The 18,851-nt window shown below is 44.4% G+C and carries 19 protein-coding genes; 11 read left to right on the top strand and 8 right to left on the bottom strand.

Going from position 1 to position 18,851, the window contains the following annotated elements; all coding sequences use genetic code 11:
* Positions 1–54: 54 nt before the first annotated feature.
* Entirely contained in the window at positions 55–687 is a 633-nt protein-coding gene (locus UF05_RS06900) for a LysE family translocator (RefSeq protein WP_031816943.1), read from the bottom strand.
* Between the two features lie 228 nt (positions 688–915).
* Between UF05_RS06900 and UF05_RS06895 the strand changes: the two genes are divergently transcribed.
* From UF05_RS06895 to UF05_RS06885, 3 genes are all read left to right on the top strand, one after another.
* Positions 916–1,743, top strand: a complete 828-nt coding sequence (locus UF05_RS06895; protein ID WP_031816944.1) for an AraC family transcriptional regulator — start codon at positions 916–918, stop codon at positions 1,741–1,743.
* A gap of 79 nt (positions 1,744–1,822) precedes the next feature.
* On the top strand, positions 1,823–2,533 hold the full coding sequence (locus tag UF05_RS06890) for an AzlC family ABC transporter permease (protein ID WP_017447853.1): 711 nt from the start codon (positions 1,823–1,825) through the stop codon (positions 2,531–2,533).
* The gene (locus tag UF05_RS06885) at positions 2,533–2,844 is read left to right on the top strand and encodes an AzlD domain-containing protein (protein WP_015313014.1); all 312 of its coding nucleotides are present in this window, start codon (positions 2,533–2,535) and stop codon (positions 2,842–2,844) included. Before UF05_RS06890 ends, UF05_RS06885 begins: the two co-directional genes overlap by 1 nt.
* Here the strand turns inward: UF05_RS06885 and UF05_RS06880 are convergent.
* Together UF05_RS06880 and UF05_RS06875 are read right to left on the bottom strand one after the other, a co-directional pair.
* Positions 2,841–3,455 (bottom strand): fumarylacetoacetate hydrolase family protein, encoded by a 615-nt coding sequence (locus UF05_RS06880; RefSeq protein WP_005461913.1) that lies wholly within the window; start codon positions 3,453–3,455, stop codon positions 2,841–2,843. The two genes, UF05_RS06885 and UF05_RS06880, sit on opposite strands and share 4 nt — an antisense overlap.
* A gap of 202 nt (positions 3,456–3,657) precedes the next feature.
* Positions 3,658–4,686 carry a porin gene (locus UF05_RS06875; RefSeq protein WP_045545826.1) on the bottom strand — a complete coding sequence of 343 codons (1,029 nt, stop codon included), beginning with the start codon at positions 4,684–4,686 and terminating at the stop codon, positions 3,658–3,660.
* A 613-nt stretch (positions 4,687–5,299) separates the two neighbouring features.
* Here UF05_RS06875 and UF05_RS06870 point away from each other — a divergent pair.
* The 3 genes from UF05_RS06870 to UF05_RS06860 all read left to right on the top strand — a co-directional run bounded on the left by UF05_RS06870 (position 5,300) and on the right by UF05_RS06860 (position 8,262).
* Positions 5,300–6,271 carry a porin gene (locus UF05_RS06870; RefSeq protein WP_025541435.1) on the top strand — a complete coding sequence of 324 codons (972 nt, stop codon included), beginning with the start codon at positions 5,300–5,302 and terminating at the stop codon, positions 6,269–6,271.
* A gap of 474 nt (positions 6,272–6,745) precedes the next feature.
* Complete coding sequence (locus tag UF05_RS06865; RefSeq protein WP_005491704.1) at positions 6,746–7,603, top strand: DMT family transporter; 858 nt, start codon at positions 6,746–6,748, stop codon at positions 7,601–7,603.
* Between the two features lie 44 nt (positions 7,604–7,647).
* Positions 7,648–8,262 (top strand): glutaredoxin domain-containing protein, encoded by a 615-nt coding sequence (locus UF05_RS06860; RefSeq protein ID WP_045545827.1) that lies wholly within the window; start codon positions 7,648–7,650, stop codon positions 8,260–8,262.
* Between the two features lie 86 nt (positions 8,263–8,348).
* Here the strand turns inward: UF05_RS06860 and UF05_RS26640 are convergent, their stop codons facing one another.
* The 3 genes from UF05_RS26640 to UF05_RS06850 all read right to left on the bottom strand — a co-directional run bounded on the left by UF05_RS26640 (position 8,349) and on the right by UF05_RS06850 (position 10,367).
* Positions 8,349–8,483 carry a hypothetical protein gene (locus tag UF05_RS26640; protein ID WP_005461920.1) on the bottom strand — a complete coding sequence of 45 codons (135 nt, stop codon included), beginning with the start codon at positions 8,481–8,483 and terminating at the stop codon, positions 8,349–8,351.
* A 132-nt stretch (positions 8,484–8,615) separates the two neighbouring features.
* On the bottom strand, positions 8,616–8,963 hold the full coding sequence (locus tag UF05_RS06855; protein ID WP_005461912.1) for a hypothetical protein: 348 nt from the start codon (positions 8,961–8,963) through the stop codon (positions 8,616–8,618).
* A 210-nt stretch (positions 8,964–9,173) separates the two neighbouring features.
* Entirely contained in the window at positions 9,174–10,367 is a 1,194-nt protein-coding gene (locus UF05_RS06850) for a multidrug effflux MFS transporter (protein ID WP_005482745.1), read from the bottom strand.
* A gap of 107 nt (positions 10,368–10,474) precedes the next feature.
* Between UF05_RS06850 and UF05_RS06845 the strand changes: the two genes are divergently transcribed.
* Positions 10,475–11,362, top strand: a complete 888-nt coding sequence (locus UF05_RS06845) for a LysR family transcriptional regulator (protein WP_025633029.1) — start codon at positions 10,475–10,477, stop codon at positions 11,360–11,362.
* Between the two features lie 248 nt (positions 11,363–11,610).
* Positions 11,611–13,431 (top strand): putative bifunctional diguanylate cyclase/phosphodiesterase, encoded by a 1,821-nt coding sequence (locus UF05_RS06840; protein WP_045545828.1) that lies wholly within the window; start codon positions 11,611–11,613, stop codon positions 13,429–13,431.
* Between the two features lie 53 nt (positions 13,432–13,484).
* Here UF05_RS06840 and UF05_RS06835 read toward each other — a convergent pair whose 3' ends face one another.
* Complete coding sequence (locus UF05_RS06835; RefSeq protein WP_011106286.1) at positions 13,485–14,768, bottom strand: peptidoglycan DD-metalloendopeptidase family protein; 1,284 nt, start codon at positions 14,766–14,768, stop codon at positions 13,485–13,487.
* 124 nt (positions 14,769–14,892) lie between these two features.
* Positions 14,893–15,522: a hypothetical protein gene (locus UF05_RS06830; RefSeq protein ID WP_045545829.1), complete on the bottom strand. Its 630-nt coding sequence runs from the start codon at positions 15,520–15,522 to the stop codon at positions 14,893–14,895.
* Between the two features lie 160 nt (positions 15,523–15,682).
* On the opposite strand from UF05_RS06830, the gene UF05_RS06825 reads away from it, so the two are divergent.
* The 3 genes from UF05_RS06825 (at position 15,683) to UF05_RS06815 (ending at position 18,742) form a co-directional block, all read left to right on the top strand.
* Positions 15,683–16,084 (top strand): GFA family protein, encoded by a 402-nt coding sequence (locus UF05_RS06825; RefSeq protein ID WP_045545830.1) that lies wholly within the window; start codon positions 15,683–15,685, stop codon positions 16,082–16,084.
* 153 nt (positions 16,085–16,237) lie between these two features.
* The gene (locus UF05_RS06820; protein ID WP_015313010.1) at positions 16,238–16,909 is read left to right on the top strand and encodes a YoaK family protein; all 672 of its coding nucleotides are present in this window, start codon (positions 16,238–16,240) and stop codon (positions 16,907–16,909) included.
* 468 nt (positions 16,910–17,377) lie between these two features.
* Positions 17,378–18,742: a YjiH family protein gene (locus UF05_RS06815; protein WP_005462024.1), complete on the top strand. Its 1,365-nt coding sequence runs from the start codon at positions 17,378–17,380 to the stop codon at positions 18,740–18,742.
* Positions 18,743–18,851 lie beyond the last annotated feature (109 nt).

Genomic DNA, 18,851 nt, shown 5'->3' with positions numbered 1-18,851 from the left:
TATCCTAAAACAAAAAGCCAGCAATTGCTGGCTTTCCGATTGAATTTGATAGGTTTATAGCACGAAGCTGCTCAACATCCACAAAGCGAGAATCACAAACACCAACCCCATAAGTTTGTGTTGGTAAGTGCGGAATTTATCATTCTCCAGTAACCCTTTACCTAGTGTGCCAGCCAGTGCGACCAATAGTAGGTTGAACAAAAGACCAAGAACGTTCAACATCAAACCAAGCGCCAACATCTGCTCGCCAGAAGAAGCGGTAATATTGCTCGACACGAACTGAGGCAAAAACATCACAAAAAAGACCAACGCTTTAGGGTTCAGTAAATTGCTCATTAATGCACGTTGATAGTAGGTCGATGCCATCTTATTTTTTTGATCAAGCTCTGGTGCCGCAGACGCTTCTGCTCTCAAACAATCCCACCCCATTTTGAGTAGGTATGCACCGCCTAAAAGGTGAAGCACTTTAAGTGCCACCGGGCTCATCGCAATCAGGGTTGAAACCCCCATCGCAGCAAGTAAAGTAAGGATAACGCCAGACGTCGCGTTCCCCAGACTGGCAAATAGGCCAACCTTTCTGCCGTAGCTCATACTTGAGCTCGCAATCAGCAACATATCAGGGCCAGGCAAAAGCAATAAGGCGATAACCGCCGTGAGATAAATAGGAAGTACAGCTAAATCGATCATGATGGAACAGGTTTTCTACAACAAGGCGTCGAATCTTATACCAATAAATCAAACTCGGCCAGATTAAATACCTTTAAATCCAGCCATATTTAGAAAGGATAAATCACCAATTCACTCATATGAAAACAATTAACCTTTTTAACGATACTGAATAGCAATTTTGTACAAAAATAAGCACGATGGATACGTTACACTCGTATGACGGACTTCTCGAGCAGATTGGAAACAATGAAAAAAAAGAACAAGGAAATCGCGACATTCAAAATTGCTCAAGAACTTGGTGGCTTGGAGCTGCTAGATGCTAAGTATGAAAAGCAGAACTTCTCTCGGCACAGTCACGAAGGCTACACCATTGGTGTGATCGAAAAAGGCGCTCAACAATTTTTCCGCACTGGCGGCAACCACATTGCACCACAAGACAGCATTATCTTAGTTAACGCTGATGAAGTGCATAACGGCCATTCAGCAACCGAGGGGGGCTGGGAATACAAAGCAATGTATCCTGTGCCAGAACAATTTCAAACCTTGGGGCAAGAGCTTGGCTCACCCAATATCGCGCTGCCCTATTTCCCTCAACCTGTGGTTTATGATCCCGAACTGGCAAGCCAATTGCGCTTGGTGTTTGAGACTCTAGAAAAATCGGACAATCGACTGCTGCGAGAAACCTTGGTGTACGGCACGTTGATCAAATTGGCGAGTAAACACAGCACTCACCGCGCACCACTAAAAGAATCCACCAAAGCGCAACGACAGTTACAGCTTGTAAAGGAGTTTTTAGAAGACTTTCCACAAACCGATGTGTCGCTGGAAGAACTCGCGAAACTGGCTGGGCTGAGCCCTTTTCACTTACTGCGCGAATTTCAAAAGCAATTTGGCTTTCCGCCTCATGCTTACCAGATCCAGCAACGTTTACGTATGGCGAAGAAGCTGCTCAAACAAGGGCAGAGAATCTCTGATGTCGCACAAGAATGTGGTTTTCATGATCAAAGCCACCTGCATCGACACTTTAAGAAAGCCATGGGCGTCACGCCGGGCCAATATCTTCGCTTTAGCTAAATCCGCAATATCGTACAAGGCGAGATGTCTCTACCACGTTACGTTGATAGCCTGACTTCAAAACAATTAAGAACAAACAATGGATAACACTTTGCCGTTACAAGAAGAATCAAAAGCCACTTTATTTTGGCAAGGCACACTCGCAATGATGCCGTTGAGTATTGCCGTACTGCCTTGGGGACTCTTAGCAGGTTCGTTCGCGATCGATACAGGGCTTCACCCACTAGAAGGACAAGCGTTATCCGCGATTCTTTTCGCGGGTTCCGCTCAGCTCGTCGCGATGGGAATGATAAAAGCGGGCGCGGGGCTAACCACTATGTTGCTCACCACGTTTTTCATCACCTCACGACATTTTCTCTACAGCGTATCCATGCGCAGTAAAATTGCACCACTTCCGCTTAAATGGCGGCTATCGCTTGGTTTTCTGTTAACCGACGAGCTGTTTGCCATTGCTGGCCATCATTCTGACGAACAATTTAATCGCTGGTACGCACTTGGGGCCGGATTGAGCTTCTATTTGTTCTGGAACCTTGCGACGCTGACAGGCATCGTGGCGGGTAGCCTAATCCCAGAACTGAATGAAATGGGGTTGGAATTTGCAGTAGCCGCAACCTTTATCGCGATTGTCGTACCCACGATTAAAAATGCAGCGGTACTTTCTAGCGTCGTAGTGGCTTTGGTAGGCTCAGTCGCGTTGACCTATTACCAAGTAGAAGGAAGTTTGATGATTTCGAGCATTTTAGCCATGTTAACAGGCTATTTTGTCGAACAAGTGCAGGAGAAACGCTAATGATTATGCTGTCAATTTTACTCATGACGCTGTTGGTGTTCACAAGCCGATACTTGTTTCTCGAACCGAAGTTGCCATTAAAGCTTGGCACGCGCACACAAAAGATTCTCAACTACGCGAGTCCGGCCGTTTTAACCGCGATCTGGGCGCCGATTGTCTTCATCCCCGAAGGGGAACTCAGTGTCAGCGTACAAAACCCATTTTTATTGGCTGCGACATTGGCTGCGTTGATCGCCTATTTGACAAAAAACGTTCTCTTAACGACGGTTGTCAGTATGGTGGCGTTTCTTCTTTTGCGCGTTTGGCTTTAATCAGCCACCCACTCAATTTCTAACAAGGTGACGTCGCCACATTTTAAACGCCCAAGGAAGACGTCGCCTTGATGGACTTCGCCAACCCCTTGCGGCGTTCCCGTCATCACCACATCACCGTCTTGCAAAGTTGTGTAGCTACTTAGCTCATCCAAAATCGCAAATGGCGGATACAGCATCTGTTGTACGTGGCCTTTTTGCACACGAACACAGTTAATCAATAGTTCTAAGTTAAGGTCATGAATATCAATGCCTTCAAGAGGCACAAAGCGGCTAAAAACCGCAGAACCATCAAATGCTTTTGCTCGCTCCCAAGGCAAGCCTTGCTTTTTGAGAGAAGATTGCAGGCCGCGTTTCGTCAGGTCTAGCCCCAAACCCACGGCGGCGTATTGACCATCTTTGATTAGAAAGCAAATTTCTGCTTCATAATGCAAAGGTTCTTGATGAAATGAGCGTAAGATCGTCGATACAGAGGTAGAAGGTTTATTAAACACCACCATTTGTTCTGGAATAGCATTGTCCAACTCATGGATGTGCTCAACGTAATTACGTCCAACACACAGCACTTTTCCAACTTCTACTTTCTTTTCTTCAACTTGAATGACGCTCATTGATCTTCCCTGCAAAACAAAAACATCATCATAATCTAACCTTTTGATGGAACAACACTAGAACGCGCTCTGAAGTATCGAAAATAAGACATTCAGCCCGTTTTATGTTTTGTGTCATCAGTTTGAAACGCATGTTGATTCTTCGAAAAAACGAAAAAAGCCAGCATCATGCTGGCTTTTGAATCGATAACTGTAACGACAATTATAGGTAGTAACGTGCACCAAGTGCCCATTTGTCATCAGTTTTGCGGTCGTTAGCGTCGTTCAAGTCAAACTGGTAACCCGCATAACCCACAAACTTAGGTGTGAAGTTGTATTCTGCTTGCAGCGCCATTTCTTCACGAGCCGTTTCTGTCTTCGCGCCTTTCACGTCTTTGCCTTCAACCATTTCGTAGTTGATGCTCAGATTTAGGCTATTAGGTAGTGCATAAGCGATCAACGCTTCGTACGCGTCGCTTTCAGCTAGACGACTTTTACCGTCGAAGTTCATGTTTTCGTTCGAGCCGTAAACCGCTGCTAGGTACAAACCTTGACCGTAAGAACCGTATGCCGCAGATACTAAGTGAGATTCAGCTGAATGCTTACCGATGTACGCTGAATCTTGGAAGTCGCCACCGTTGTACGTGTAACCCACTTTTGCGCCCATGATCGCGTAAGAAATGGCAACTTGTACGCGGTCATCGTATGTGTGCGTATCCGTCGCTTCGTTCGTACCTTGCCAACCTAGACCAACGTTAATTTTGCCTGCTTCGCCAAGTTCGATTGCGTTGCGGTAAGAGATCATTTTCTCTGCACGGCCAGTACCTAGGTTGCCGTGGTCGTCATAGATAAAGTCGTTCGCAAATGCAATTGGCATATCTGCTACGCCAGCTACGTCGTAGTAAGGTGCCCACTGCGTACCGCCCACTGCACGACCGTATGTATCGTGAGTCAGACCTAAGTAACCAAGACGAGTTTTGAATGAGTTTTCGCCGCCATCTAAGTAGTTAAGTGCCCATTCACCACGAGCGTCAGCAGTAAAGCCATTACCTAGATCCTGAGTTGCTGTGAAGTTGATACGTGGAGAGTTTGTGCCTACGTCAGTATCACCTTGCTCTGAACCGTTCAGGTTAACAGACACATGGCCACCAATAGAGAACGTAGTGCCATCGTTATTGTAAAGTTCCACTGCTACTGCTTGAGTACCGAATGTTGCAGCTGCGATTGCTGCCGCTAGGAATTTTTTGTTCATTTATTAAGTCCATGTATTTATTAGTCGGTTAGTCGATTTGCACCTTGAGCATTTGGATTTATGTACGAATGAACGCCAATAGCTTCGGGTGTATACAAAGGCTTTTTGGGGCATCTTTTCCGCCAAAACTGAATTACCTTTGCGCAACAACTGCCGCCACTTTATTTGAAGACTCTTCGGTAACCGAGTGAAAAATTATAAGAAATCGAATAAAACCAAACATTTAGATTGCTAACTTATCATCCATCCAATCGATAACCTTACAAATTGAAATGTTTTGTAACGCGCAAGATCACGAAATCTCATAACCCTATGAAACTTAAATGATCGAGCCAGATGATTAAGAAACATTTGTTTACATTTGTGAATTTAAAACACCTTCAGGAACTTTTTGGAAAAATTGTGGTCAGTAATCAAGCACGAAAAAGCTAAAAAAAGCTAAAACCCTTCTAGTTATGCACCTTTTCTAAAGAGGCGTTTAAACGCGCCAGAAATAAAAGTGCAATAAAATCATAACTTAATAGCAATCTATCTTTCATTTTCGCGGTTTACCTTAGCGTCATCAACACATCGGGCAAGTAAGCCCATCGATTACAACTAGGGTAATAAGAAAATGAAAAAGGCAGCACTAACTACTGCAATTCTAACAGCATTGGTATCAGCACCATCTTTCGCAGCAACAGTTTACAAAAACGACGGCACTGAGCTAAAAGTTGGCGGTCGCGTTGAGTTTCGTGGCGACTTCATCGGCTCAGATGGTGCGGAAGTAGAAGGCTCAATGGAAGACCAAAGCCGCGCTCGTCTTAACCTAAAAGGTAAAACTGACATCGGCAACGGCATGTCTGCATTCGGTGTGTACGAAGCAGAACAAAAGACAGGTAAAAGCGAATTCAAAAACCGCTACATGTACGCTGGTGTAAATACTGACGTTGGCGCATTCTCTGTAGGCCGTCAAGACATGGCTGCCGTGATCATCTCAGACATGACGGATATCACTGAGTTTTCTGGCATTCAGCAAGTGATTGATTCTTCTTCTGATAAGCAAGACAGCGTATTCGCATACCGTGGTGAGTTTGATGCACTACAACTTCAAGCGACTTACCAAGCAAACTCTGGCGATAGCCAAGACAAATACGGCATCTCTGGTATGTACTCTCTGCCAATGGGGCTAGATTTGGGCCTGGCTTACTCTGGCGGCGACGTAGATAAGAACAACTCTGAAGACCAAATCCTAGGTGGTATCGCTTACTCTCTAGATAACCTATACCTAGCGGGTACGTACTCTCAAGGTTCACTAACAGATTCTGAAGACTTTACTGCTTACGAGTTGGTTGCAAGCTACAAAGTAGCAAGCAAAGTAACGCTAGCAGCGCTTTACACGGCACAAGAAAACGATCCAGACAACGGCTCAAAATACGACTCAGTTGAAGGTATCGAGCTAGTTGGTTACTACAAACTAAACAGTAACTTCCGTACTTACCTTTCTTACTACATCAACCAACTTGATGAAGTGAAAGACGCAACATCTGGTCTAGTGACTGAAGGCGAAGATACGCTACGCCTAGGTGTACGTTACGACTTCTAATTCACTCTTGTCCTAAGAGCGAGTCCACTTGGCCGGCACTTTTGTCGGCCATTTTTTGTGGTGCTCACAGATAAAGCAATGAATTTTCATCTTTATTCTGTTACCCCTTCACTGCTCCACTAAAAAATACGAGCCTCAGAGCCACCACTTCTGCCCTCTTTTAATGCACTTTATCACTGACTTAGTGCATACCTTCTAACCTTGGCATCGCCATAAAATAAAAATACTTATAAATCATGCAGATAAAAGTTGGCACGTGTTCTGCAATACTAGAATTGCAAATGCATGGCAGCGTTTGTGCTTCTCGTTCTTTGTACCTGTAATGACAGGCACGTCCTTTGAATTGGTAATGTCGCCTCCCTCTGGGAGGCATTTTTTTATTTGCGCAAAAAGCTTTAGGACGTATTATCCGTCTACCTCTTTCAAACCGGAAATATTCAATTGAATCATCATCCTGTTCAAGGTGCTTCTTGGATGCTAACTGCAGGATTGGCATTCGCCATCGTGAATAGCTTTGCCCAAATCGCAAGCATCCACTTTGGTGTGTCTTCCACCACTTTTGCATTGTTTCAATACGCGATCGCGTTGTTCGTTATTCTTCCTTATCTAAGAACGCTAGGCATTCGACGCTCTTTGAGAACTCAACATTTTGGCTGGCACGCTTTTCGTATTTTTCTCTCTGTTATCGGTATCCAACTGTGGCTTTGGGCGCTCGCTTACCCTGTTCCGATTTGGCAAGGCATTGCGCTGCTAATGACTTCTCCGCTGTTTGCGACCGTAGGCTCAGGGCTTATCTTGAAAGAGAAAGTGGGCACCGCACGCTGGCTTGCCACACTAACTGGCTTTATCGGTGCCATGATCATCTTAGAGCCGTGGTCAGACTCCTTCACTTGGGCAACTCTACTGCCTGTTGGGGCGGCCTTCTTTTGGGCGGCGTATTCTTTGATGGTGAAAAAGATGTCGGTAAACGATCCACCGTCTACCATGGTGGTTTACTTGTTGTTACTGATCACGCCTTTCAATATTGTGCTAGCGATACCAAGCTTTACCATGCCTAGTGACTGGACTATTTGGCTGATCCTTCTTTTTGCTGGTGCACTAACAGCATTAGCGCAATGGGCGATTGTGAAAGCTTACGCAGTTGCGGACGCTTCCTTCGTTCAACCCTTCGATCACGCTAAACTGCCTTTAAATGTGCTGGCTGGATGGATGGTCTTTGGATGGGTGCCTCCTGGTCGTTTGTGGCTAGGCGCTGCGATTATTGTGGCGTCGATTGCATTCATCACGCACTGGGAAGCAAAAAAGACAAAGTTAGTTGAAAGAAAAATCTAGCTTTTGAGTTCTATATTTTCAGGAAAGGAAATGAGGAACATTCTATGACACAACCAATCAAAATCACACTTTATCGCTGGGCTGGCAGTTGGGGGCCGTTCAAAGTGAACATCCCATGCGGCGAATGTACGCTAACCAAAGATATTTTAGTGGACACCTTCGCGAACGAATTGGCGGATGTACCAGTCGAACTCGAAGTGAAAGATTGGTTATCTCACTGGTGGGAACCTTTGAAAGTCGGTGCATGGCACGCCCCTATTCTTCTGGTTGAAGGTAAAGTCGTGAGCCAAGGGGAAGCGCTAAACCGAGGCGTGCTCGTGCAATCGGTCATTTCGGAGTGGGTAAAACGTGATGAACTGAAAGGCAACATCGTTTACGGAAAAGCCACTTGTCCGTATTGCGTCAAAGCTAAACAGTTACTCGACGATGCTGGTATTAAGTACGAGTATCACGATGTCGTCAAAGACAGCGCTGCCCTGTATAGAATGATCCCAGAAGTTAAAGCGATCATCGGTGAGAAAACACCAGTGACCGTGCCGCAAATTTGGTTAAAGGGAAAATACGTCGGAAGCGCAGATAACCTAGAAAAGTGGTTAGCCGCAAAGGGGTTAGACAAGGTGCCGAATAACGTCGTAGAAATACCAAGCCAATCGGCATAGTCGTTATCGCGATAGAATAAAGACCGTATAAATATTTGGTTGATAGAAACAAAAAGCCCTGATTTTTCAATCAGGGCTTTTCTGCATTAATTCGCCAGTTTTTTCATAACACGAGCAAAAATAGAAGCTTTTTTCTTCTTCGCTTTACCGTAAAGCGCTTTGTGCATCGCGTCTTTTGCAATCATCTGGCCAATGTAAGCACCACCAATTTCGTTACCCATGACCTTCTCCTGAATGTATTGACTTAACTATGTTGTAATTTTACACCACAATAAGACAAAAACAAGATGCACGTCACGTTTGTTTTGTAATTTTCTTTCAGGAAGTACTTTTTGATTTTTTAGAAAGCCTGTTTATCGCTTCGGTTGCTGGTAAGTTTTACCTGCAGCCATGTAGGTGTCTTTTTGCTTGATCTCAAAGAAAGTTTCGAAAAACCAAGCTGCAAACTTAATCATGTTGTCGCCTTCATTCATGACATGCTCAACGTATTCCTGCTCTACACCGGACTCGTCTTCTTGTAGAGTGATGTGGTAAATACGTTTTTCGCCATCAACTTCTGCAAGACCAAACTGACCAGTTAGGGATTCTGCCGCTTGTGCAACTTCTTCTTCCTCACACGCTTTAAGTAGTTCTAGCGCCTTTGGCATGTTTTCTTGCAAGGTAATTTCTTTTACCAGTGTTTCAAATTCGTTTTGTTGCATTCTTTCACCTAACGATTGGAGAGCGAGTTGTCAGCTTGCAGAAACTACTGCGCTAGCTTGAATCAAAGTACCGCGCCAAACCTTGTTCCCTTGATTGAAACGAGTTCAGTGCGATTGACTCAAGTCATTCACTAAGCCTGACTTAATTTAGCTGCGCATTTTAGAAAGGAGCCACTAACCTTGCAAGTACATTTCCCTTCGCTAGAACATTCAACTGGAAGCTTCCGGTTGCGCAGTCTGACGAGGTGCCCTTCGATATTGGCTAACCACCAGTACGATGCAAGAAATTAGAGCGATAAATAGATAAAAAATGCCTAGCTGATGCTGATCTGTCACCCACTTTTCAACCAAGTAGCCACCAAACAAACCCGCTAAACACATTTGAATTGAGCCAGATAATGCAGACACTGCACCAGCTTGCTGCTTATGCGGAGACAACAACAAACTTATCGAAACAGGAAAAGACATCCCCTGCGCAAAACTCAAACACGTGAATGCAACCAATAACGATGCAACCGTAAATGGCGTCACCAACAGTAAACACCCAGAAAGCGCGACAATCGCAAAGCTCATCAACAGTATTTGCTGTGCTTTATAACGGTTATTGATCAAATTGAGGACGAGGCTCCCCATCAACAAACCAGCTGACGGAATAATCATCAAAGAACCATAATCAGCCGCGGTTAAGCCCAATTCTTGCTGCATCAAAAATGGATATAAAGACAATGTTACTAAGCCAGATAGGTAGCTTAACCAGTTATAACTGGCACTCCCGATAACTTGCTTGTTCGTTAGCAAGTAGAAGTAATTCACCATGACTTGCCTTACCTCAAACTTGCGTTTTGGATACGGCAGCGTTTCTGGCAGAACCAAGTAGCCAAGGATAAATATCGCCAACAAGTAAAGCAGCACAAAGACAAATACCGCTTGCCAGCTAAAGTGGTACGCAATCCATCCGCCAAAAAGAGGCGCAACAATCGGCATGACAGAAGCAGTGACAGAGATATACGACAAAGCTTTCGTTAACTGCATACCATCATAACTGTCCCGTAGCACTGAACGCCCTAAAACAGAGGCACTGCCGGCTCCTAATCCTTGCAGCAATCGCCCTGCCTCAAGTGCAGAAATGTTATCGCCAAAGACAATACAAATGACGGTACCGATTAAACAGATGCTTTGTCCGAGAATAAACACCGGTCGTCGTCCAATGGCATCAGAAAGCGGACCGTAAAATAGCTGTGACACACCGAAACCAACCAAAAATAACGTCACCAAACTCTGAATCGAAGGTTGTGGCAAGTTAAGGTCATGGCCAATGAGCGGTAAAGAAGGAAGATAGATACTGACGCCAACCTGGCCAGTAGCAATGATCATCATCGCAAGTAACAACGGTGTTTTACGCACTAGTCCCCTCCCACTTGTATTACAGACTTATTGCAAACAGTGTATATTTGATACTCAACGATGATAATCAGCTAAATTGGAAAGGAATTATTTCCTCGGAGGACTTAATGGATTGGATTCAAAGTGTACAAAGTTACATTCGAGTTATCGAAGAAGGCAGCTTCAATGCAGCCGCCCGGAAGCTCAACACGACAAGCTCTGCCATCAGCAAGCGTATCCAGTGGTTAGAGGACAAAATTGGCGTCCAGTTACTCAAGCGTACCACTCGTTCAATAAGTCAAACCGAAGCTGGTGCCCTATTCTACGAGCGAGCCAAAGTGCAACTTGACTCTTGGCAGTCCGTGTTAGATGAAACTCGCTCAGTAAACCAGTCTCCGGCCGGTCTGTTAAAGATTGGCGCAACGTTGGCGGTAGGTTCTAAGTTTTTAGTCCACTACCTTGATGATTTTCTAGAAAAATACCCCGATATCACTCTGCAACTCACCACGACGCTACCCGGTCAACTGCCGGAACTGAGTTTGGATCTCTTCATCAGTCGTCATTTAGAACAGCTCAATTCATTAAGCTTTAAAGCCACCCCGCTGTTCGAACACAAAGCTCAGTTTTATGCAGCGCCGAGTTACTTAGAAAAATACGGCACGCCACAAAATGTTGAAGAGCTGACAAGACACAATATTTTGATTTGGGGAGAAAAACCTGCAAGAGAGATCAAAACCAACCGAGGGAAAAGAGTGAGCTTGTCAGGCAACTTCGCAACGACCAATCCTGAAGCTCTGTTTCATGGTGCAAAACGCGGAATGGGTATCTTGATGACCAACAACGTAATGATCAAAGACGATTTAAAATCCGGGGCGCTAGTGCCTATTTTGCCGGATGTTACAGCCGACGAGGCTACGGTGTATGCGTATTACCCAAAACTGGATTATCAACACACACGCACCCAATTGTTCCTCGACTATCTAAAATCCCGTTTAGAAGAAGAAAAACGCATCTAATTTGATAGTTTTCTTGTTAAATGTGTGAGTAAGCGACTACTTTGAAATTAATGCCTCAAACTTTGATAACACTCTAGTCTTACTAGACTCACCTATTAGTGTTAATTCCTTGTCTGTTGGGATTCAAAGTTTGAAAAATCTCCTTAAGTACACGATAGTTTACTTGATGCATATCAAATTATAAGTCGTCGTGTCGCACAACTATCAAAGCACGATATGAAATTAATAACGGCTAGGTAACGTGTTTAATGGATCATGTACAAATCAGTGTCCAAAAGCTTGATGAAGTATTGAAGCTCAATGGGAGCGCTCTGCTCAACAGAGTGACTTTAGATATCCATCAACAGTTGAAGAGTCATTGTACATGCGTTGTTGAAGTGGCTCATCTTCAACATGCTGCGCACACCATTTCCTTTGCAAGTGGCGGAGAGATCTCAGATAACCTCAGTTACCACCTGTCGGGCACGCCATGTGAAAAAGTCGCGAAAGACATTGGCGAGCACATCTTTTACCAAGATCAGTTTTATAAACGCTTTCCTGAAGACCAGATGTTTCAGGATGATGGCGTTCAAGCTTACCTTGGCCTCCCGTTGAAAACACAAAGTGGCGAAGTGCTTGGGATTTTGCTGTCTACTTTTACGCGAAGTATTCACGCGAAAGAAGCACAAGATGTGCTCGAACTTCATCGCTTTTATGCCAATGTGATTATCCATAGCCTTCGTGAAAAATGGGTCAGCGAGCGTTCGGACAAACTCCTAAACCAACTTAGCTACGAAGTCTCCCATGACAACCTCACCGGTTTGTTGAACCGCAGCTGTTTGGCAGATACGCTCGAAACATTAACGCAGCAAGCCACCCGCCCTTTTAATCTGGCGTATTTAGATATCGACAACTTCAAATCGATAAACGACATCAACGGGAACTACATTGGTGACCAGATCATCAAGTTTACTGCAAATGCGATTCAACAGAGCTTGTCTTCCCCAAATAACGCTTTTCGCGTTGCTGGCGACGAGTTTGCCTTTATTATTTACGATGAAGATCCCGTGGCTGTATGTCAGGAAGTGCTCGATAAAATTGAAGCCGGTTACAGTGACAAATCCAATCGTATTTCTTTTACCGTGAGCATTGGCATTGCACGAGCGCCTGTTCACATGCTCAACAGTGATGAACTGATCCTAAATGCCAGCTTAGCGTTGAAAGATTGCAAAAAACACCGTGACACACGAATTCAACATTACGACACGCACTTAAGTGCGCTTTATCATCGTCAAACGCAACTGATTGAAGCAATGCGCATTCAATTAAGCACGAGCATTACTGAAAGTCATGAGCTTTACGTGGTGTTACAACCGATTGTTGATGTAAACAATGATCGCTGGGATTACTTTGAAATACTCGCTCGTTGGAACAGCAGTGTGTATGGCAACATCTCCCCTGCGGAGTTTATTGAAGCGGCTGAGCAATCGGGATTAATCATCGAATTAGGTGAGCGAATCATAGAGTTAGCATGTATTGCGAAGCAAGAGTTAGAGGCTCACCTCGGTTATACCGTGAAGTTATCCATCAACTGCTCTGCACACGAACTGGTCGATTCAAACCGCTACATCAACCACCTAACAACCTTGCTCGAGCGATACGGTCACGATGCTTCGGACTTTGTTATAGAGCTCACTGAAACTGTTTTGCTTTCACAAAGTGGACGCGAGCAGATGGTTTTGAACTCACTTCGCTATCTTGGTTTTAAAGTCGCACTGGATGACTTCGGCACTGGCTATTCGAGCTTAAATTACATTCATAATTACCCTATCGACAGCATCAAAATTGACGCCACATTTGTGCGCAATATGCTCTCGAACAAAACGTCAGAGCAAGTGGTGTATCTGATAGCCCAGCTAGCTCAACTGTTGGATGTCGACTTAATTGCAGAAGGCGTAGAAGACGACAGGGCGTTAAATAAGCTTATCGACATGGGTTGCCATTATATTCAAGGCTACTTCTATTCTCGCCCACACAACGTCGATGAATTGGTACACATGATTAACGATAGACAAGTCAAACGCGCATAAAAAAGACCAAGCAATTAGCTTGGTCTTTTTGTTTCGATTAAGAGCCTAAACAGCTATAAAACCGCTTTCTCTTTGTTTTTTAGCAGCTTATCCATTTCATCTCGATTCGCGATGAAGGTTGCCATCTCCTTCTTAGGAACAGAGCTCGCCATCGGAATATTCGCGCGCATCGCGTTTACAGGGCGTCCGTACTCGATCAATTCATAATGAAGGTGTGGACCAGTAACTCGGCCTGTTTTACCAGACAAGCCGATACGCTGACCGCGAGAAACTTTTTGGCCTTTCTTCACTAAGATCTTGCTTAGATGCAGGTAACGCGTTTTGTATTTGTTACCGTGCTCAACAACAACGTAGTTACCCGCATACGGGTGCTTACGTGTCATAATCACGGTGCCATCACCCGTCGACACTACAGGCGTGCCAGTCGGTACAGCAAAGTCAGTACCGTTATGCGGTGCAACACGGCCTGTTACTGGGTGTAAACGATTCGGGTTAAATCCAGAACTGATACGCCAACTACGGCTCACAGGATAACGTTGGAACGCACGCTGTAGGCTTTCACCTTTCGCGTTGTAGAACTGACCATCCGTATGAAGATACGCGGTTATCTCACGACCACGATTGTAGATTTTGATCGCTTCGATTTCATTCTTGCCAGTTGATACACCGTTGATAGTTTGTGAACGACGAACCACTTCAAATCGGTCACCCGCACGAAGATCACGTCCAAAGTTCACCTGCTCTTTTAGCAAGCTCACCACTTGGCTGATTTCTGCAGAACTCAGACCTAAACGATTCGCAGAAGAAGAGAAACTGCCTTGAATTACGCCAACTAGCGGCTCCTGACGCCAAACACCAGGAATGGAAATATCGGTAAAGTCATAGCCACCATCGCTGTTCAGCTGGTAAACCACTTTATCTGCAATCGAAAATTGCAGTTCCATTTTTTCTAGCTCGCCTGTGGCATCATTGCGCCAAAAACGCAGCGTATTTCCAGGCTTTAAGGTATCAAGTGCGAGGTAGTTCAAATCCGTTTCCATTACTTTCATTAATGAACTGTAACCGAAACCGAGTTGGCTAAAGATAGTACTTAAATTATCGCCAGCTTGGATTTGATACTCAAAATTAGGTGGAGTGACGACTTCCGCAGTCGTCGCATCAAGAATTCGTTCAACAACCTGCGATTCTGGCAGGTTTAGTGCGATGGTTTTAGTTAAAGATGACTCTTTGAGAGAGTGAGAAACACCTATCGCAACTAAAACTGGCAAGGAGTATAACAGTAGCGCTCTACGACTTGTCAGATTCGGCAACCGTTTTGTAATTTCATTTGTAGACACGGGAATTACTATCTCCTTTCAAACAAGGCTCATAGCTTATGCATTCCCGTATAAGAAATCACTATGAAATTTCGAGATCTAGCGCAGAAAACACTTAATTTTTACAGAAGTCAAAAAAAATTCATCACTGTTGCATATGTAGGTTATTACCTACACGAGTTAGAGTGGCTGAATTTGATTGATTTGGCTCATCTGTCATGGATTGATTTTCGCCATGCGTTAGGAATGAAATAGCGATTTTGGTATCCGTTTGCCAATTGATTTGAGCAAATTTAACTCGGTCACCAATAAACACGCTGTCTAGCAACACCACTCGGCTCGGGATCGGATCAAACTTAAACAACCCAACATAATAAAATGCCCCTGAGCCTTGAGTCGTAACAATCATCGGCGCCGCAATCCAAAATTCTTTGTTGATTTCACGTTTAGCGATAAACGCGGTCGGTACCAAAACCTGCCCCTTTGTTGCGCCTGCATCATACTGACCAATCAGGTAGCCATTCTCCTTGTCCCACTCTTCTAAAAAAGAGACGGCATTTTGCTCTGGCACTTGAATTGTCCACGGATTCTTCGCTTGCACTCCCAATACTTCGGCAACGATAGGATTAGATTGCACTTCTGATTGCGGAAACTTGGCCATGATTTCATCATCAGACAAGCTAAAGCGATACACACCAGCAATGATAACAATCACTAATAGCACGATAGGAATAAGAAGAATGAGTGGAATTGGCAGAATTCTGCTGCGAGCCATGGCGACTTCCTTGTTTTTGTTCTAAAAATTGTGTTCGGAGTATATACCAATTCGAATAGGATCACCGCATACACTCAAATCTCGATGAACCAAGTATCGTGAAATCACTCGAGCGGATTTAGGTATAAACTGTTTAGTGGGCAATCGATAGGTAATAACGATGACAAACATAATTCACACCGGAGAGTGCGCCTGTGGCTTAGTTCAACTTCGCTGTAAAGATGAACCTCTGCGAACCTCTATTTGTCACTGCTTTGAATGCCAGAAACGAACAGGCAGCGTTTTTGGTGTCCAGGCCAAATTCGATAAGAAGCAGGTCATTTTAGATGGTGACACGACCAACTACACCAGAATCAGCGACGATGGTAATGAAGTGAAATACGAATTTTGCCCTGCTTGTGGCACGACGATGCGACAGTTGTTATCCGCAGCTCCCGAAATCGTTGTTGTTCCCGTTGGAATTTTCAATAACACCGAATTTCATGAGCCAAAAGTTTCGATTTATGAGCAAAGGAAACATGGCTGGGTGAGTTTCGAGTGCACAATGGAACACATTCAATAGAGGGGAATCCCCCTTTATTGGCTTGTTGTTATCTGAGCAAAAGCTCTATAAATGAGATTTTTTTGAGAATGATCAACCGAGTTGAACAGGAAAAGGTTTCGTAACTCAGTGTGAGCGTTATAATCTGCTCCTAACATTTGGTGGGGTTTTATTGTGATTTCCAGACTTCCTCGTTGGGTGGAATATGGCGCGTTTCTACTTGCCCTTCTCGCGGGCTGCGTCAATGCCGTTGGTCTTCTCGGCTTTCAACATCAAGCGATAACGCATCTTTCCGGAACCGTAACTCAGCTAGGGAATAGCCTATTAACAGGTATGGATAATTCCATTCACCTGCTCTTTATCGTATTCAGCTTTTTGATTGGCTCTGCGTTTAGCGGCTTCTTTATTGAGAGTAGCGCTTTAAAGCTTGGCCGACGCTATGGTGTGGCACTTTGTATTGAAGGGAGTTTGTTACTGTTAAGTTTAGGCTTCTTGGTCGAGGGCGACTCCTACGGCCAATACTTAGCGTCAGCAGCATGTGGTTTGCAGAATGCGATGATCACCACTTTTAGTGGCGCAGTTGTCCGAACGACACACATGACGGGGATCATTACCGACCTTGGCATTATGATTGGTGAGAGCTTACGAGGACGTCAATTTGACCGCCGTAAAGCTAAGTTGTTTCTATTCATCTTCTTTGGTTTTTTACTAGGCGGGAGCGTCGGCGCTGCCTTATTTATGGCTTATGGCTTGTATGCTCTGGTATTTCCTGCAATTTTAGCCTTTGGTATCGCGCTAATTTACTGGGCTTACCTTTACTCCATCAGTCGCAACCAAAACGCTTAATTTCAAGCAACGGATTCAGCCATCAATGCATGAATCCGTTGCGACTCTGCTTCATTCCAATCCACCTTCGACTGTCTCAACTTTCTTTATATAACACTCAATACAGCCTTCTATAGCCCTTAGTACTATTAAGGTTAAGCCTAAAAACCAAGGTAATTTACGTGAGATCGTAATCACATTTGCCCGTCTTTTTATTATTCCAGTCACACTGCGCCCCATAAGAATCTGCACAGCACGCCGCTCGTGCTACAATTTTCTAACACACGCAACATTTTCATATACACAATGGCGTTATTTGGCAATTTATCCGATAAATCGGCTGAATAACTACATGTATTTAATGAATAGTATTGCAATGGATGCAGTTTGCGGGTACCCTCCGCATCACTGTGATTAAATACGGATGTTTAGTGAATATTTATGTCATGGAATATGGCGAGTATTGACTAGTAGTAACACGAGAAAACTATGCATAACAACACCAATGCTACTGAAGCACCTAAGGGCAACTTTTGGATGTTCTTCATTCCATCCCTAATCGGTCTTCTGCTGTTTATGGCGCCTATTTCTTACAATGGTGACCTCACTATCCCTGTTGCAGTCATGGCAAAAGTCATTCCTGCCTTACTTGGCGATGCACTTATTGCTATCGTTACCGCTATTATCGCTTTCATGGCTGTCGCTTCTGTTCTTTGTAAAATTTTCAAGCCAGCAGCGATCCTTCGTAACGGTTTCTTAAACGGACTTTTCAACCCGTCTCCACTTTGGCTTGTTGTTCGCCTAATCGGTGGTGCTGCGGTATTGATGACGTTCTTCCAAGTAGGTCCAAAAGCGATTTGGGAAGAAAACACCGGCGGCCTTGTTTTAACTGGTCTTCTACCAACGCTATTCGCAGTATTCATTTTTGCTGGCCTTCTGCTTCCTCTACTACTTAACTTCGGTCTTCTAGAACTATTTGGCGCGCTATTAAGTAAAGTAATGCGTCCGGTATTTAACCTACCTGGCCGTAGTGCGATCGACTGTATGGCATCATGGTTGGGTGATGGCAGTGTGGGCATCCTACTGACAAGCAAGCAGTACGAAAACAAGTTCTACACTCAACGTGAAGCGGCAGTTGTTGGTACAACGTTCTCAGCGGTATCGATCACATTCAGCTTAGTTGTTATTGCTCAGGTTCAACTTGAACACCTGTTCCTACCTTTCTACGGAGCTATCTGTTTAGCAGGTATCGTGGCTGCGGTTATCATTCCTCGTTTACCGCCTCTAAGCCTGAAAAAAGACCGCTATATTGACGGCAGCAAGCCAGCAGAAGATGTAGATGCAGTGCCAGAAGGTCACACGACATTCTCATGGGGCATGGACTTAGCTCTAAAACGCGCTGCAGAAGTAAAATCTGTTCAGTCTGTATTCAAAGAAGGCGTACACAACGCTATCGATATGGTGTTTGGCGTACTGCCTGTTGTTATGGGTTTGGGTACCGTTGCACTAGTGATTGCTGAATACACGTCAGTGTTTGAGATCCTTGGTCAGCCATTCATTCCTTACTTAGAGTTGCTACAAATTCCTGAAGCGGTACAAGCATCGCAAACTATCGTGGTTGGCTTTGCAGATATGTTTATCCCTGCGATTCTGGCGGCATCTATCGACAACGAAATGACTCGTTTTGTTATCGCAGCAATGTCTGTTACTCAGTTGATTTACATGTCAGAAGTTGGCGCACTACTTCTAGGTAGCAAGATTCCAGTTAACATCGTAGAACTGTTTGTTATCTTCATTCTGCGTACGCTGATTACACTTCCTGTGATTGCTGGTGTTGCGCATCTGATTTTCTAAAATCAAAGCATACACAAAGGCTCCGCTCTGTCGGGGCCTTTTTTACAACCAAAATTTGGCTTACTTCCCCACTTAACTTCGTCCCCAACATAAACTCTATAATTTACAA

Source organism: Vibrio sp. S457-15, from assembly GCF_000960545.1.
GTDB classification, from domain to species: Bacteria; Pseudomonadota; Gammaproteobacteria; order Enterobacterales; family Vibrionaceae; genus Vibrio; species Vibrio parahaemolyticus.
Note: the sequence above shows the minus strand (reverse complement) of the source record. Positions and strands in the feature narration are given on the sequence as shown.